Source organism: Burkholderia sp. GbtcB21, from assembly GCF_019091065.1.
Lineage (GTDB): Bacteria > Pseudomonadota > Gammaproteobacteria > Burkholderiales > Burkholderiaceae > Burkholderia > Burkholderia pyrrocinia_C.
In genome coordinates this window covers 100,296-116,229 of the sequence record NZ_JAGXKA010000012.1, presented here as the reverse complement: position 1 = coordinate 116,229, position 15,934 = coordinate 100,296, and the positions used below count along the sequence as shown (strand labels likewise).

At 70.6% G+C, this 15,934-nt stretch carries 15 protein-coding genes; 6 read left to right on the top strand and 9 right to left on the bottom strand.

Annotated elements, in window-relative coordinates; genetic code table 11:
• Nucleotides 1-45: 45 nt before the first annotated feature.
• Nucleotides 46-972, bottom strand: coding sequence for a sugar ABC transporter substrate-binding protein (locus KVT39_RS24735; protein ID WP_034183372.1), 927 nt, complete (start codon nt 970-972; stop codon nt 46-48).
• Between the two features lie 306 nt (nt 973-1,278).
• Here KVT39_RS24735 and iolC point away from each other — a divergent pair, with 306 nt between their 5' ends.
• The 5 genes from iolC to KVT39_RS24710 all read left to right on the top strand — a co-directional run bounded on the left by iolC (nt 1,279) and on the right by KVT39_RS24710 (nt 7,601).
• Complete coding sequence (iolC, locus tag KVT39_RS24730) at nt 1,279-3,234, top strand: 5-dehydro-2-deoxygluconokinase (RefSeq protein ID WP_217590423.1); 1,956 nt, start codon at nt 1,279-1,281, stop codon at nt 3,232-3,234.
• 47 nt (nt 3,235-3,281) lie between these two features.
• Entirely contained in the window at nt 3,282-5,165 is a 1,884-nt protein-coding gene (gene iolD, locus KVT39_RS24725) for a 3D-(3,5/4)-trihydroxycyclohexane-1,2-dione acylhydrolase (decyclizing) (protein ID WP_105390710.1), read from the top strand.
• 61 nt (nt 5,166-5,226) lie between these two features.
• Nucleotides 5,227-6,156 carry a myo-inosose-2 dehydratase gene (gene iolE / locus KVT39_RS24720; protein WP_217590422.1) on the top strand — a complete coding sequence of 310 codons (930 nt, stop codon included), beginning with the start codon at nt 5,227-5,229 and terminating at the stop codon, nt 6,154-6,156.
• 52 nt (nt 6,157-6,208) lie between these two features.
• On the top strand, nt 6,209-7,027 hold the full coding sequence (gene iolB / locus KVT39_RS24715) for a 5-deoxy-glucuronate isomerase (RefSeq protein WP_105390686.1): 819 nt from the start codon (nt 6,209-6,211) through the stop codon (nt 7,025-7,027).
• 79 nt (nt 7,028-7,106) lie between these two features.
• Entirely contained in the window at nt 7,107-7,601 is a 495-nt protein-coding gene (locus KVT39_RS24710; RefSeq protein WP_217590421.1) for a heme-degrading domain-containing protein, read from the top strand.
• Between the two features lie 61 nt (nt 7,602-7,662).
• On the opposite strand, the gene KVT39_RS24705 is transcribed toward KVT39_RS24710, so the two are convergent.
• The 8 genes from KVT39_RS24705 to KVT39_RS24670 form a co-directional block, all read right to left on the bottom strand.
• On the bottom strand, nt 7,663-8,409 hold the full coding sequence (locus KVT39_RS24705) for an SDR family NAD(P)-dependent oxidoreductase (protein ID WP_034183367.1): 747 nt from the start codon (nt 8,407-8,409) through the stop codon (nt 7,663-7,665).
• Between the two features lie 161 nt (nt 8,410-8,570).
• The gene (locus KVT39_RS24700) at nt 8,571-9,278 is read right to left on the bottom strand and encodes an ABC transporter ATP-binding protein (RefSeq protein WP_217590420.1); all 708 of its coding nucleotides are present in this window, start codon (nt 9,276-9,278) and stop codon (nt 8,571-8,573) included.
• Entirely contained in the window at nt 9,275-10,027 is a 753-nt protein-coding gene (locus tag KVT39_RS24695; protein WP_152858883.1) for an ABC transporter ATP-binding protein, read from the bottom strand. Before KVT39_RS24695 ends, KVT39_RS24700 begins: the two co-directional genes overlap by 4 nt.
• On the bottom strand, nt 10,024-11,253 hold the full coding sequence (locus tag KVT39_RS24690) for a branched-chain amino acid ABC transporter permease (protein WP_217590419.1): 1,230 nt from the start codon (nt 11,251-11,253) through the stop codon (nt 10,024-10,026). The genes KVT39_RS24695 and KVT39_RS24690 overlap by 4 nt, the downstream gene beginning before the upstream one ends.
• Nucleotides 11,246-12,181 (bottom strand): branched-chain amino acid ABC transporter permease, encoded by a 936-nt coding sequence (locus KVT39_RS24685; RefSeq protein ID WP_217590418.1) that lies wholly within the window; start codon nt 12,179-12,181, stop codon nt 11,246-11,248. Before KVT39_RS24685 ends, KVT39_RS24690 begins: the two co-directional genes overlap by 8 nt.
• A 13-nt stretch (nt 12,182-12,194) precedes the next feature.
• Nucleotides 12,195-12,632, bottom strand: a complete 438-nt coding sequence (locus tag KVT39_RS24680) for a thioesterase family protein (RefSeq protein WP_217590417.1) — start codon at nt 12,630-12,632, stop codon at nt 12,195-12,197.
• A gap of 139 nt (nt 12,633-12,771) precedes the next feature.
• Complete coding sequence (locus KVT39_RS24675; protein WP_034183361.1) at nt 12,772-13,308, bottom strand: NUDIX domain-containing protein; 537 nt, start codon at nt 13,306-13,308, stop codon at nt 12,772-12,774.
• A 121-nt stretch (nt 13,309-13,429) separates the two neighbouring features.
• On the bottom strand, nt 13,430-14,683 hold the full coding sequence (locus KVT39_RS24670; protein ID WP_217590416.1) for a YbfB/YjiJ family MFS transporter: 1,254 nt from the start codon (nt 14,681-14,683) through the stop codon (nt 13,430-13,432).
• A 123-nt stretch (nt 14,684-14,806) separates the two neighbouring features.
• Here KVT39_RS24670 and KVT39_RS24665 point away from each other — a divergent pair, with 123 nt between their 5' ends.
• Nucleotides 14,807-15,721, top strand: a complete 915-nt coding sequence (locus tag KVT39_RS24665) for a LysR substrate-binding domain-containing protein (protein ID WP_217590415.1) — start codon at nt 14,807-14,809, stop codon at nt 15,719-15,721.
• Nucleotides 15,722-15,934: the final 213 nt, after the last annotated feature.

Sequence of the window (15,934 nt, the reverse complement as noted above, 5' to 3'; positions counted from 1 at the left end):
CGAGCCCGGCCAGGCCGGGCCCGCGCAGTTCAACGGAAAAGCCGGTCAGTGCTTGGCGTACTGGTTCATGTTCTCGGGCGTCACGAGCTCGAACGGCACGTTCACGAAACGGTCGACGGGCTGCTTCTTCGCAAGCTTCAGCGCGGCGGCAACCGACTGCGCGCCCTGCCCGATCGCGTTCTGGTACACGGACACCTTCAGCTCGCCGCTCTTCATCGATGCGAGGCCGTCCGGCGTCGCGTCGATGCCGGCGACGACGGTCTTCGGCGTCCACTTGCGCGCGGCCTTCAGCGCGTTGATCGCGCCGATCGCCATTTCGTCGTTGTTCGACACGATCGCATCGAACTTGGTCCCGGAGCTCAGCCAGTTCATCGTGATGTCCTGGCCCTGCGTGCGGCTCCACTTGCCTTCGCGCTTGTCGACGATCTTCATGCCCGAGCAGTCCTTCGTCGCGATCACGTCCTCGATGTCCTTGGTGCGGGCGCGCGCCGATTCGTTGGACAGCTCGCCCATCAGCACGAGCAGGTCGCCCTTGCCGCCGAGCAGCTTGCACACCTGGCGCGCCTGCAGCGTGCCCGACTGCTTCTCGTCGGACGCGACGACCGCGACGCCGGCCGGCAGCTTGTCGAAATCGACCGGCTTGCGGTTCACGTAGACGAGCGGGATCTTCGCCGCCGTCGCCATCTTCGTGATCTTCGGCGTCGCATCGGTGTCGACCGCGTTCACGATGATCGCGTCGACCTTCTGCGCGATCATGTTCTGAACCTGGCTCAACTGCTTGCCGACGTCGTTGCCGCCGTCCTCGATCTGCACCGTCGCACCGTCCTTCTTCGCTGCGTCGTTGATGCTGTTGCGCAGGATCGTCAGGAACGTGTCGTCGAACGACGCCATCGTCACGCCGATCTTCTCGGCGTGCGCGAGCGGCGCAGCCAGGATCGCGGCGGCCGCGACGGCCATCAGCTTGGTCTTCATGATCACTCTGTCTCCTCATCTCCGGGGGGCGGAAGACGGCGCGTTGCGCGCCGCCGGGCCGAGTCCGATACGGACTGAAGCATCCGGATGAAACTGTAGATCACTTCCTCGAAAATTTGGAAATTTATTTCTACGTGATTTCACCTAGGGAACTGGATTTCCAAAAAGTCTAGACTGCGTCCGTAGCCCGATTCCTTGCGGCAGGCAGCCTCGCGTCGTGCAGCGCACGTTGCGGACCGCCGCCGGAGGATCGGTCCCCTAAACTGCCGGCAGCGCCGAACGCCGGCCGCGAGCGTGATACGTGATATGAGCCTGCTGAACTTTCCGAGTGACCGCCCCATCGATCTCGCCTGCCTCGGCCGCGTGGCCGTGGATCTCTATGCGCAGCAGTACGGCAGCCGCCTGGAGGACGCGCGCAGCTTCCAGATGTATCTCGGCGGCTCGTCGGGCAACGTCGCGTTCGGCGTCGCCCGGCTCGGGCTGAAGACCGCGATGATCTCGCGCGTCGGCGACGAGCAGATGGGCCGCTTCCTGCGCGAGACGCTCGAGCGCGAAGGCTGCGACACGAGCCAGCTGCAGACCGACCGCGAACGCCTCACCGCGCTGGTGCTGCTCGGGCTGAAGGATCGCGACACGTTCCCGCTGCTGTTCGTGCGCGAGAACTGCGCGGACATGGCCGTGCGCGCCGACGAGATCCGCGAGGACTTCATCGCCGGCTGCCGTGCGCTCGCGATCACCGGCACGCATCTTTCGACGCCGGCCACGCGCGAAGCGTCGCTGACCGCGCTCGGCTACGCGCGCCGCCACGGCGTCGTGCGAATCCTCGATATCGACTACCGGCCCGTGCTGTGGGGGCTGACCGCGCGCGGCGCGGGCGAGAACCGCTACGTGCCGGACGCGCAGGTGACGCGGCAGTTGCAGCAGGTGCTCGGCGAATTCGACCTGCTGGTCGGCACCGAAGAGGAATTCCTGATCGCGGGCGGCGTGCCGCACGACCTGATCGGTTCGTTGCAGGCGGTGCGCGGGATCACGAACGCCACGCTGGTCGTCAAGCGCGGCGCGCTCGGCTGCTGCGTGATCGAAGGCGAGATTCCCGCGCGGATCGACGCTGCGCCGACCTTCCTCGGCGAACGCGTCGAGGTGCTCAACGTGCTCGGCGCGGGCGACGCATTCCTGTCGGGCCTGCTGTCGGGGCTGCTGCGCGGCCGCGACTGGGCCGAATCGACGCGCATCGCGAACGCATGCGGCGCGATCGTCGTGTCGCGCCATGCGTGCTCGGCCGCGATGCCGACGCCGGCCGAACTCGCGCACTGGTTCGACGGCAGCCGCAATCCCGTGGTCGACGCGGACCGCACGCTCGCGCACCTGCATCGCGTCACGGTGCCGCGCCGCGAATGGGACGACCTGTGCGTAATGGCGTTCGACCATCGCAGCCAGTTCTACGAACTCGCGGTGCAGGCCGGCGCGGACGAAGCGCGGATCAAGACGCTGAAGCGCCTGCTCGTGCGCGCGGCCGAACAGGTCGAGCGCGATCGCCATATCGAAGGCCACGTCGGCGTGCTGATCGACGGCGGCGCGTACGGCAGCGACGCGCTCGCGTCGGCCACCGGGCGCGGCTGGTGGGTCGGCCGCCCGGTCGAGCTGCCGGGTTCGCGGCCGCTGCGCTTCGACGAGACGCGCTCGGTCGGCTCGTCGCTCACGCACTGGCCGACCGAGCAGGTCGTGAAATGCCTGGTCCACTACCACCCCGACGACGACGTCGACCTGCGCGTCGAGCAGGAGCAGCGCGTGCTGGAGCTGTGGGAAGCCACGCGCGCCAGCGGCAACGAGCTGCTGCTGGAAGTCATTCCGCCGCGCGCGGTCACGCCGGCCGGCACCGAGGACGATGCGGTGCTGCGCGCGGTCGCGCGCTTCTACAACCTCGGCGTGATGCCCGAATGGTGGAAGCTCACGCCGCTGAGCGCCGACGGCTGGGCGCGGCTCGCTGCGCTGATCGCCGAGCGCGACCCGCATTGCCGCGGCGCGGTGATCCTCGGGCTGAACCAGCCGCTGCAGTATCTCGTCGACAGCTTCCGCTCGGCGACCAACCCGATCGTCAAGGGCTTCATGGTCGGGCGCACGCTGTGGGCCGATGCGTCGCTGAACTGGCTCGCCGGCCGGATCGACGACCAGGCGCTGATCGACGAAGTCGCCGGCAACTTCGCGCAACTCGTGGACGCGTGGCTCGGCCGCCGGGGCGCCGCGCGCGCCGCCGCGGCCTGATGCGCGTGCCCGTCATGACCGATCCGATTCTTCTTCACCGACCGACGATGACCCCTACCGTGAGACTGACCGTCAGCCAGGCGCTCGTGCGCTACCTGGCCGCCCTGCGCGCCGAAGTCGTCCAGCCCGACGGCCGCACCGAGATCCTGCCGTACTGCGGCGGCGTGTTCGCCATCTTCGGCCACGGCAACGTGGCCGGGCTCGGCGAAGCGTTGCATGCCGAGAAAGACCGGCTGCCGACGTTCCGCGCGCATAACGAGCAAGGGATGGCCAACGCGGCCGTCGCGTTCGCGAAAGCAAATTTCCGCCAGCGGATGATGGCCGCGACGTCGAGCATCGGCCCCGGCGCGACCAACATGCTGACGTCGGCCGCGCTCGCGCACGTCGGCCGGCTGCCGCTGCTGCTGCTGCCCGGCGACGTGTTCGTGTCGCGGCTGCCCGACCCCGTGCTGCAGCAGGTCGAGGATTTCGAACAGGGCGACGTCAGCGCGAACGACTGCTTCCGCCCCGTCACGCGCTACTTCGACCGCATCACGTCGCCCGAGCAACTGCTCGTCGCGCTGCCGCGCGCGATCCAGGTGATGACCGACCCCGCGCAGTGCGGCCCCGTGTGTCTCGCGCTGCCGCAGGACGTGCAGACCTTCGCTTACGACTGGCCCGAGGCGTTCTTCGCGCCGCCGGTGATCCGGATGCGCCGCCCACCGGCGGACCCGCTCGAACTCGCCGACGCGCTCGACGTGCTGAAGGCCGCGAAGAAGCCGCTGATCGTCGCCGGCGGCGGCGTGCTGTACAGCCAGGCGTGGGACGCGCTGCGCGCGTTCGCCGACACGCACGGCGTGCCGGTTGCCGAATCGCAGGCCGGCAAGGGCAGCCTCGCGTGGGATCACCCGCTGAACCTCGGGTCGATCGGCGTGACGGGTTCGCCCGCCGCGAACCGCGCCGCCGCGCAGGCCGACGTCGTGCTCGCGGTCGGCACGCGGCTGCAGGACTTCACGACCGGCTCGCATGCGCTGTACGGCGACGCGACGCTACTGAGCCTGAACGTGCAGCCGTTCGACGCGGGCAAGAAACGCGGCCGGCAACTCGTCGCCGATGCGCGCACGGGCCTCGGCCAATTGTCCGCCGCGCTGGCCGGCTGGCGCGCCGACGCGGCATGGACGGCCGCCAACCGCGACCAGGCCGCCGCGTGGAACGCGCGCGTGACCGAGCTGACGACGCGCGTGCCGAAGGACACGCTGCCGTACGACGCGGACGTGATCGGCGCGGTGCGCGATTCCGCCGCCGACGCGGGGCGCGACAGCGCGCGCGACGATCTCGTGGTGTGCGCGGCCGGCACGCTGCCGGCCGAGCTGCACAAGCTGTGGCGCAGCGGCGTGCCGGGCAACTACCACATGGACTATGCGTACTCGTGCATGGGCTACGAAGTCGCGGGTGGCCTCGGCGCGAAGCTTGCGCGGCCCGAACGCGAAGTGATCGTGATCGTCGGCGACGGCTCGTACATGATGCTCAACGCCGAGCTCGCCACTTCCGTGATGCTCGGCCGCAAGCTGATCGTCGTGATCCTCGACAACCGCGGCTACGGCTGCATCGAGCGGCTGCAGCTGAATTGCGGCGGCGCGAGCTTCAACAACATGCTCGACGACTGCGTGCCGGAAGGCGGCGCGCGCTCGACGATCGACTTCGCGATGCATGCGCGCGCGATGGGCGCCGACGCCGTGCATGTGCGCGACGTCGGCGAGCTGCGCAGCGAAATGAAGCGCGCCCGCGCGGCGAAGACGAGCCAGGTGCTCGTGATCGACACCACGCACAAGCGCACGACCGACGACGGCGGCGCGTGGTGGGAAGTCGCGGTGCCGCAGGTATCCGAGCGCGCCGGCGTCGAAGCGGCGCACCGCGCGTATCTCGACGCAAAGACCCGGCAACGGCGCTGATGCCGCGCACTGCCTGCCCATCCGCCCCGCGAAAAACACATTCGAACCAAGGAAGCAAGTCATGAGCTGGAACGTCCGCATCGGTATCAATCCCCTGTCGTGGATGAACGACGACCTGCCGTCGCTCGGCGGCGAGACGCCGCTCGAAACGGCGCTGAAGGAAGGCGCCGAAATCGGCTATGCGGGCTTCGAGCTCGGCAACAAGTTTCCGAAGACGGGCCCCGAGCTGAAGGCGAAGCTCGCCGAGTTCGGGCTCGTGTGCGTATCGGGCTGGTATTCGGGCTTCCTCGCGGAAGTCGAACCGGGCATGACCGACGCCGATGCGGTCGCCGCAGAAATCGCGCGATGCCGCGCGCACATGACGAAGCTTCAATACAACGACGTGAAGGTGGTCGTGTACGGCGAATGCGCGGGCACGATCCAGGGCAGCATCGACACGCCGGTCGCGAAGCGGCCGCGCTTCGTCGACGACGCAGCATGGCGGCACTACGCGGCGCGCCTCGACGCATTCGGCGCGCACCTGCTCGACACGTACGGGATCAAGCTCGCCTACCACCACCACATGGGCGCGTACGTCGAGTCGCCCGACGACGTCGACCGGCTGATGGCGCTGACCGATCCGGCGAAGGTGTTCCTGCTGTTCGACACCGGCCACGCGTATTTCGGCGGCGCGGCCGACCCGGTGACGTTGCTGAAGAAGCATGTGTCGCGCGTGGTCCATGTGCATTGCAAGGACGTGCGGGCGCAGGTCGTCACGCAGGCGCGCAACGACGGCTGGAGCTTCCTGAACGGCGTGATCAACGGCACCTTCACGGTGCCCGGCGACGGTGCGCTCGACTACGACGCGACGCTGCGCACGCTGAAGGACGCCGGCTACGAAGGCTGGCTCGTCGTCGAGGCCGAGCAGGATCCGGCCGTCGCGCCGAGCTACGCGTATGCGAAAAAGGGCTACGAGTCGCTGCGCGCGATCGTCGACCGGTTGAGCGCGTGAGCATGCAAGTGCCCGAACGCTCGAGCCCTACCCTATTGCGGAGCCCCACCCCATGACGATTTCTCCCCTGCTGGTCAAGGCATCTGCCGACCGCGAAATCTGCAACGTCACGCCCGAGTCGGCCGGCTGGAAGCATGTCGGTTTTCGCGCGCTGCGCCTGAAGGCGGGCGACACCGAAACGCTCGACACCGGCGCGCGCGAGCTGTGCGTCGTCGTGCTGACGGGCACGGTGCGCGCGGACGTCGACGGCGCAACCTACGATGCGCTCGGCAAACGCGACAGCGTATTCGAAGACGTGTCGCCGGACGCGTTGTACGTGCCGGGCGGCAAGACCGTCACGCTGGTCGCGACGCGCGATGCGGAAGTCGCGCTGTGCACCGCGCCGTACGCGAGCGGCGACAAGCCGGTGCGGCGCCTCGACGGCGAACGGATGCGCCGTTCGGTGCGCGGGCAAGGCACCAACACGCGCTACGTATGCGACATCCTGATGGGCGACAACCCGGCGGCCGACCGGCTGCTGGTCGTCGAAGTCGTCACGCCGGCCAGCCATTCGAGCAGCTATCCGCCGCACAAGCACGACCGCGACGCGGCACCCGACGAGACCTCGCTCGAGGAAACCTATTACCACCGGATCGACCCGCCGCAGGGCTTTGCGTTCCAGCGCGTGTACACGGACGACCGCAGCCTCGACGAAGCGTGCGCGGTGGAGAACCACGACGTCGTGATGGTGCCGCGCGGCTACCACCCGGTCGTCGCGCCGCACGGCTACAACCTGTACTACCTGAACGTGATGGCCGGGCCGAGCCGCGCGTGGGCATTCAAGAACGACCCCGCGCACGAGTGGATGCTCGACGCGGCGCCGAAGCGCTGAACGAACGACGGGCGAGCGCGCGGCCCGTGACGAGGCGACGCCGGCGCGCGAACACGACTTGCGACGATACGGAGCCGCCATGGTGACGACCTTCCTGCGCATCGATCACGCGCCCTTCGACGACGACGCGCCGCACACGACGCTACCGCGCTTCAATGCCGACGTCGCGCGCCGGCTCGGGGAAATCGCGATCAATATCGCATCGCGCCGCGGGCTGCCGATCGCGGTCGGCATCGTCGGCGAAGCGGCACCGCTGTTCTACTGCGCGCTCGACGGCAGCCGTGCGGAAGACAGCGACGCGATCCGCCGCCGGCAGAACACGGTGCTCCGTTTCGGCTTGAGTTCGCTCGAGGTCGGCACGCAGTTTCGCCGCGCCGGCTGGTCGCTACGGTCGCAGGGCCTGTCGGACGACGACTACGCACTCGACGGCGGCGGCGTGCCGTTGCGAGTCGCCGGTGCGGGCCTCGTCGGTGCGATGACGATCGCGGGGCTCGATTCCGAACGCAATCACGCGCTCGTCGTCGAGAGTCTGCGCTGGCACGTCGGCGCGAACGCGCTGGCGATGATCGCTTGACGACGCAATCGGCACGATCGGCGCATGCTCGCCGATCGCGCCGATTTGCCGACTCGCGGGATCAGTTCAACCCGCCGCTGACGACGAGGTGTTCGCCGGTCATCCAGCGCGCATCGTCCGACGCGAGGAACACGGCGACCGACGCGATGTCGTTCGGCTCGCCGAGGCGGCCGAGCGGCGTCTGGCCCAGCACCTGCGCTTCGAGATCGGAACCGATGATGCCCGCGCTGTGCGTGCCTTCGGTCACGACCATGCCCGGGTTGATCGCGTTCACACGGATCTTGCGCGGGCCGAGCTCGAGCGCGAGCACGCCGGTGATCGCGTCGACCGCGCCCTTGGTGCCGCTGTAGACGGCACTGGCGGGCGGCGTGATGCTGGTCACCACCGAGCTGATGTTGATGATGCTCGCGCCTTCGCCGAGATGCTTGACGGCCGCCTGCGTCGTGAGCAGCACGCCGAACACGTTCGTATCGAACTGCCGGCGGTAGTGCTCTTCGGTGATCGCTTCGATCGGCGCGAATTCGTACACGCCGGAATTGTTGACGAGCACGTCGAGACGGCCGTACGTGTCGATCGCCGTATCGACGATGCGCTGCGCGTCGGCTGCCTTCGACACATCGCCGCCGACCGCGACCGCGCGGCCGCCGGCTTCGACGATCGCGCTCACCACCGCGTCGGCACCCGCCTTGCTGCTCGCGTAATTGACGACGACCGACGCGCCTTCCGCGGCCAGCGCCTTCGCGATCGCGGCACCGATGCCCTTCGATCCGCCCGTGACGATCGCTACCTTGTTTGCCAGCTTGCTCATGATTTCATTCCTCAGTCAGATGACTATCGATGGATGGCGCCGGTCGCCGCATCGATGTTGCGGCCCGGCATGAGTGGCAATTTAAGGTGCCGCGCGGCGGCGATAAAGCGGCTCGACGCGAATTGTCTGGCGGGGCCAGCCGAACAATCGGTCCGGCGCCGTCAGCCGGCGCTCAGCCACGCGTTGGCGATGTCCCCGGCCAGGCCGTCGAGCGCGCCGTCGTAGACGATCCGTCCGCGCCCCATTACCGCGACGCGCGTCGTCAACCTCGGCGCAAGCTGCAGTCGCTGCTCGATCAGCACGATCGCGACGCCGTCGTCCTGCAGCGCGGCGAGGCACGCACCGACTTCGTCGACCGCGAGCGGCGCGAGCCCTTCGGCCGGTTCGTCGACGATCAGCACGCGCGGGCTGCCGGCGAGCGCACGCACCAGCGCGAGCACCTGCTGCTCGCCGCCCGACAGCCGCCCGGCCTTCACGTCCGCGCGCGCGGACAGCAGCGGAAAACGGTCGAACAGGCGGTCGAGCGCCGCGCGTTCGGCCGCGCCACGCGTGCCGCGCAGCCCGAGCTTCAGGTTGTCGCGCACGGTCAGCAGCGGAAACACGTCGCGGCTTTCGGCAACGTAAGCGACGCCGCGCCGCGCGATCTCGAACGTACGCGCGCCCGCGCATTCGGCGCCGGCGATGCGCACCGAGCCGGCCGTGCGCACGAGCCCCATCACGGCCTTCGCGAGCGTCGAGCGCCCCGAGCCGTTGCGGCCGAGCAGCGCGAGCGTCTCGCCCGGCGCGAGCGCGAGATCGACGCCGTCGAGCACGGGCTGCAATCCGTACCACGCGCGCAGGTCGCGAATGTCGAGCAGTGCGCTCGTCATACGCTGCCCTCCCCGAGATACGCAGCGCGCACCGCCGGATCGGCACGGATCGCATCGGGCTCGCCGGTCGCGACCACCGTGCCGCGCACGAGCACCGTGATGCGTTCGGCGAAGCCGAACACCGCATCCATGTCGTGCTCGATCATCAGCACCGTGCGGCCCTGCGTCGTCGCCCGGATCAGTGCGATCATCCGCGCCGCCTGCGCGCGGCTCATGCCGGCCGTCGGCTCGTCGAGCAGCAGCGTGCGCGCACCGCTCGCGAGCGCGATCCCGAGATCGAGCGCACGCTGCTCCGCATAGCCCAGCTCGGCGGCCGGCGTGTCGCGCCGCGCGTCGAGACCGATGTCGTGCAGCACGCGCGCGGCCGCGAGATCGACCGACGCCGATTCGCGCAGCCGGTTCCACCAGCGCCGCCGCTCGGCCGGCGCATGCAGCGCCGCGCAGCGCAGGTTGTCGAATACGGTCAGCCGCGCGAACGCGCTCGTCTGCTGGAAACTGCGGCCGATGCCGAGGCGGCTCGCGACGACCGGCCCGCGCCCGCGCAGTTCGACGCCGTGCAGCACGACGCGCCCGCGCGTCGGCCGCGTTGCGCCCGCAATCACGCCGAACAGCGTCGACTTGCCCGCGCCGTTCGGCCCGATCAGCGCATGGCGTTCGCCCGCCGCGATGCTCAGTTCGACGCCGTCGAGCACGGTCTGCGCACCGAAGCGCTGCACGACGCCATGCAGCGCGATCGCGTTGCCGTTCATCGCCCGTCCTCCCGCTTGCCGGGCTGCGTGCCCTGTACGAGCCGCGCGCGCCAGCCCCACAGCAGCGTGCCGATGCCGGCCGCCGAGCATGCGACGGCCCAGCCGGCCGGCATATCGGCATCGATGCCCCATGCGCCGAACGCGAAGCCCGTGCCGTCGTCCTGCGCGAAGCGCCATGCATAACCGAGTTCGGCCGCGCAGACGATCGCGACGCCCCAGAACACGCACGCGCCGACGCCGCACAGCATGCGCCACCGCTCGGCCGCCGGCGCGCCGCGGCGCAACGCATGCGCGAGCGCTTGCGCGATGCCCGCGATCCCGCGCGGCGCGGCCACGACGATCACGACGAACAACACGCCGAGATACAGCGCCCACGCGCGCGACACGCCCGCGACGACGATGCTCAGCGCGGTCAGCATCGCCGCGCCGGCCGCCGGCCCGAAGAACGCGCCGGTGCCGCCGATCACCGCGGCGATCAGCACGGTCGCGGAGCGTGCCATCGACACGCTGTCGGGCGTCGCTATTTCGACGTCGATCAGCGTCAGCGTGCCGGCGATGCCCGCGAAGAACGACGCGCAGGTGACCATCGCAAGCCGCACGCGGCGCGGATCGGTGCCGAGCGCGGCGACGCGTTCCGGGTTGTCGCGCACCGCGTTCGCGAGCCGCGCGAGCGGCGTGCGCGTCAGCGCGTGCATGGCCCACGCCGACACGACACACCATGCGGCGATCACCGCGTACGCCTGCACCGGCGCGCCGAAATGCCAGCCGCCCCACGGCGTGCCGCTCGCGCGATCGATCGGCACGCCGCCGATGCCGCCGAACCACGCGGGCACGCTCCACGCGGCGGCCGCGACGCATTCGCCGAGCCCGAGCGTGATCATCGCGAACGCGGTGCCTGAACGGCGCGTCGCGAGCAGCCCCGCGACGAAGCCGAAGGCCGCGCCGGCCATGCCGCCGACGAGCGGCAGCAGCGGCAGCGGCCCGCCGAAGCGGTTGAACCAGTGCGCGGCCGCGAAGGCGCCAAGGCCCGCGAACGCCGCATGCCCGAACGACAGCAGCCCGGTCGTGCCGAGCTGCAGGTTGTACGACAGCGCGAGCACGACGAGCGCGGCCGTCTGCGCGAGATAACCGAGCACCGCGCCGTGCGGCCACAGCCACGCGGGCAGCACGACGCACGCGGCGAACAGCGCCCAGCGCGCAAGGCCGGCGAGCGCGCGGCTACGCATCGGCACGCTCGCCGAACAGCCCGCGCGGCCGTGCGACCAGCACCGCGACGAGCAGCAGGTACGGCACCAGCGGCGCCAGCTGCGCGATCGACACCGTGGCTACGCTGTCGGGCAGCGAGACGCCGGCCCATAACGCGAGATCGCGCAACGACGTGTCGCTCGCGGCCGCGAAGGTCTGCGCGAAACCGACCGCGAGCGACGCGGCGAACGCGCCGCCGAGCGAGCCGAGCCCGCCGATCACGACGACCGCGAACACTACCGACCCGACGGTCTCGGCCAACGCGGGTTCGATCACCGCGAGCGGCGCGCCGATCACGCCGGCCAGCGCCGCGAGCGCGGTGCCCGCGCCGAACAGCGCCGTCATCACGCGCGGCACGTCGTAGCCGAGCGCCTCGACGGCCGCGCGATGCGTGAGCGCCGCGCGCACGACGAGCCCGATGCGCGACACGCGCAGCAGTGCGCCGAGCGCGACCAGCATCGCCGCGGACATCCCCATCATGAACAGCCGGTAGCGCGGCAGCGCGAGGCCGAATACGGTCACGGGTGCGCCGTCGAACAGCGTCGGCACGGGCGCCGGCAGCGGCGCGAGCCCCCACAGCAGTTTCGCGCCCTCGCCGATCAGGTACGCGAGGCCGAAGGTCAGCAGCAGCTCGCTCGTGTGGCCGCGCGCCTGCACGCGGCGCAGCAGAGCGCGTTCGCAGCCGGCGCCGAGCAGCCCGACTGCGAGCGGCGCGAGCACGAGCGCGGGCCAGAAGCCCGCGCGCGCCGCGATGCTGTAGCCGACATACGCGCCGAGCATGTAGAAGCTCGCATGCGCGAAGTTCAGCACGCCCTGCACGCTGAAGATCAGCGTGAGACCCGCCGACAGCATGAACAGCAGCAAACCGTAGCTGAGGCCGTTGAAGGCCTGGAGCGCGAACGCATGCACCGCCGCGCGCCCGTCAGCCGACGAGCGGTTCGAGCGCCGCGCGCAGCGCGTCCGGCAGCGCGACCGGGCGACGCGTGCCGCGATCGACGTACACGTGCACGAAATGCCCCTGCGCGGCGGGCGATGCGTCGCCTTGCGCAAACAGCCCGACCTCGTAGCGCACGCTCGACGTGCCGAGCTTCGCGACGCGCAGCCCCGCGTCGACCGACTGCGGAAACACCAGCGGCGCGAAGTAGTTGCACTGCGTCTCGACGACCAGCCCGATCGTCTGCCCGTGCTCGACGTCGAGCACGCCCGCGCGGATCAGGTACTCGTTCACGACGGTGTCGAAGTAGCTGTAGTAGACGACGTTGTTCACGTGCCCGTAGACGTCGTTGTCCATCCAGCGGGTCGTGATCGGCAGGAAGTGGCGGTAGGCGTCGCGGGAACGCGGCTGCGGCTTGTCGGACATGGCGATGGCGGTCAGGACGATGGGAACGATGAAGACGAAGCGCGGCGGCCGTACGGCACGGCGCGCCGGCAACAAGCGAAGCGCCGCGTCGCGGTCGCGCGCGGCACGGCGGATGAAACCCTGCGGACGGGCCGGCCCGTCACTGCCCCGGCCGGTCGACGAATTCGAAGTCGAGGCCGCGCGCGCGCATCCAGTCGGCGAGCGCGACGCCCGTGCCGGCGCGCCACGGGCGCAGCAGCGGCGGATCGACGAGCCGGTATTCGAGCAGTTCCGGCGACAGCGCGACCGTGCCCGACGCGCGCACGTGGTACGCGATGATCAGTTCGTTCTTGCGGATGAATTCGTACACGCCGACGAGCGACACGTGCTCGGCCTTCAGCGCCGTTTCCTCGAACACCTCGCGCGCGATGCCGTCCTCGGGCGTCTCGCCGTTCTCGAGGAAACCGGTGATCAGCGCGAACATCCCTTCGGGCCAGGCCGCGTTGCGCGCGAGCAGGATCTTGCCGTCGAGCTCGACGATCGCGGCGACGACGGGCAGCGGGTTGTTCCAGTGAACATAGCCGCAGGTGTCGTCGGGGCACGCCTGGCGGACGCGGCCGCCCTCATGTTCGGGATCGGCGCGCTCGGTCAGCGGGCTCGCGCAGCGCGGGCAAAAGCGGTAGTCGGCGGTGGTCATCGATGGAGATCTGGCGGACGCGCGGCGGCCGCCTGCCGGCCGCCCGCGCACCCGCTCGGCGCGGGAAAGGCCTCATTCTAGCGAGTTTGCCCGCCCCGCAGACGATCCGGCCCCGCCAGCGTCAGCGTCGCGGGCGGCCCTTTGCCGCGATCGCCGCGAAGCCGGCGGCACCCGCGAGCAACGCGGCCACCGCGACCCACAGCGCGGGGGAAAACGACCCGAAGCGCGCCGCAAGCGGCGCCGCGACGAGCGGCCCGATAATCTGCCCGACCCCGTACGACGCGGTCGCATAGCCCATCAGCCCGGCCGCGCGCTCGCCGTGCAGGCGCCGCGCCTCGCGCATCGCGAACAGCGTGATCGCGGTGAATGGCAGCCCGAGCAGCGCGCTGCCGACCGAGAAGCCGAGCGCGTTCGGCCACACGATCCCGGCCGCGATGCCGAGCGCCTGCGTCGCGCAGCCGGCCGCCAGCAGCAGCCGGTTGTCCCAGTGCCCGGGCAGCCGCGCGGCGGCGATCGCGCCGACGATCAGCGCCGCGCCGAACATCGGCCAGAACAGGTCGGGCCACGGCGAACCGGCGGGCAACACGGCGCGTGCGATCACGGGCAGGAACGTCGCGGTGATGATGTAGCCGAAGCCCGGCGTTCCGTACAGCACGACGAGCCACGCGGCATCGGCTCGATGGCGGCGCGCGTCGGCCGGCGCCGCGGAGGCCGACGGGGCCGCGGCGGCCGCGTGCGGCGTGGTGCCGGCCGGCGGCACGGCTTGCACCGGCGTGACCGCAAAGGTGCGCCAGATCGCGACCGACAGCACGGCCGACAGCGCCGCGAAGCCGAGCCAGCCCGACGCCGCCGGCCGGCCGGCCAGCGCGCTGCCGATCAGCCCCGTCAGCACGATGCCGACGCCGGGCCCCGCGTAGATCACCCCGCTCCACTCGGGCGCGTGCAGCTCGGCCAGGCGCCGCAGCCCCCATTGCGACATGAACACGAACGTCCACGCGCTGACGACGCCCGCGACGAAGCGCACCGCGAGCCACGCGGGCAGCAGGTGGCCGATGCCCATCGCGGCGGTGAGCAGCACGGTGGCCGCGAGCCCGAAGCGGACCATCCGCGCAGGCGCGACGCGCAGCGCCGCGCAACTGACCGCGCCGGCGAAGTAACCCGCGTAGTTCGCCGATGCGAGCCAGCCGCCGGCCTTCAGGCCGATCGAACCGTCCGCGAGCATCAACGGCAGCAGCGGCGTGAACGCGAAACGGCCGACGCCGAGCACGACGGCGAGGCCGACCATGCAGGCCAGCGCGGCCGCGCGGGCGCGGCGGTCGGCCTGATCGGACGGAAGCGCGCCGGCGGCGGCGGTCGGGGCATCGGAGCGGGACATGGCGGGATGGGCCGGCGCGCGACGCGCCGGCCGGATCGGAAACCGGAATGCGTCCATCGTAGCTTGACCAGACGTTCTCGAAAAATGAATAATTAAGAATCCATTCATCGCTTGGAGAGAATCATGGACCTGGCGGCGCTGGCGATTTTCCGGGCGGTCGTGCGCGAGAACGGCGTGACGCGCGCGGCGGCGAAACTCAATCGCGTGCAGTCGAACGTCACGACGCGCATCAAGCAGCTCGAGGAGGAACTCGGCGCGGCGCTGTTCGTGCGCGACGGCCGCCGGCTCGTGCTGACGCCGGCCGGGCACACGCTGCTGCCGTATGCGGAGCGCCTGCTGGCGCTCGCCGACGAGGCGCGCGACGCGGTGCGCGAGGACACGCCGCGCGGGCGGCTGCGGCTCGGCACGATGGAGAGCACCGCCGCGAGCCGGCTGCCGACCGTGCTCGCGCGCTATCACCATGCGTGGCCCGACGTGTCGCTCGAACTGGTGACGGGTACGACGGGCTGGCTGATCGGCAAGGTGCGCGACTTCGAGATCGACGCCGCGCTGTTCGCGCGCCCACCCACGCCGGACACGCTGCCCGACACGTTCGAGACGGTGCCGGTCTTCCGCGAGGATCTGGTGCTGCTCACGCCGCGCGGCCATCCGCCGGTGCGCACGCCGCGCGACGTGATCCTGCCGACGCTGATCGCGTTCGAGCGCGGCTGCGCGTATCGCAAGTACGCCGAGCAGTGGTATGCCGCGCATGGGATGAAGCCGGCGCGCGTGCTCGAACTCGGCTCGTATCACGCGATCGTCGCGTGCGTCGCGGCCGGCGCGGGCATTGCGGTCGCGCCGCGTTCGGTGCTAGACCTGCAGCCCGAGACCGGCAACATCGCCGCGCACACGATTCCCGAACTCGAAGGGATCGATACGCTGCTCGCGTGGCGGCAGGGTTACGCGTCGGCGGCGCTTGCCGCGCTGCGCGACGCGCTTGCGGAAGCCGCGCGGCAGCCGGACCCGGCGCAGAAGCCGCGCGTGGCGCAGCCGGCCTGACGCGATCCGCCGACGGACACACGACGACGCACCCGCGCGCCGCCCGTCTGCATGGCCGGCTACCGCTCGTACGTCAGGCATGGCGGCGGATCAGCCACCCGCACCCCGTGCAAACGCAAAACGACCCGACCGACCAATGACCGAATCGGGTCGTTTCGTTTCATGCGATTCCGTCAAAAGAACCGCGCGGTGCCGGCCGGCGCTCCGCCCTCG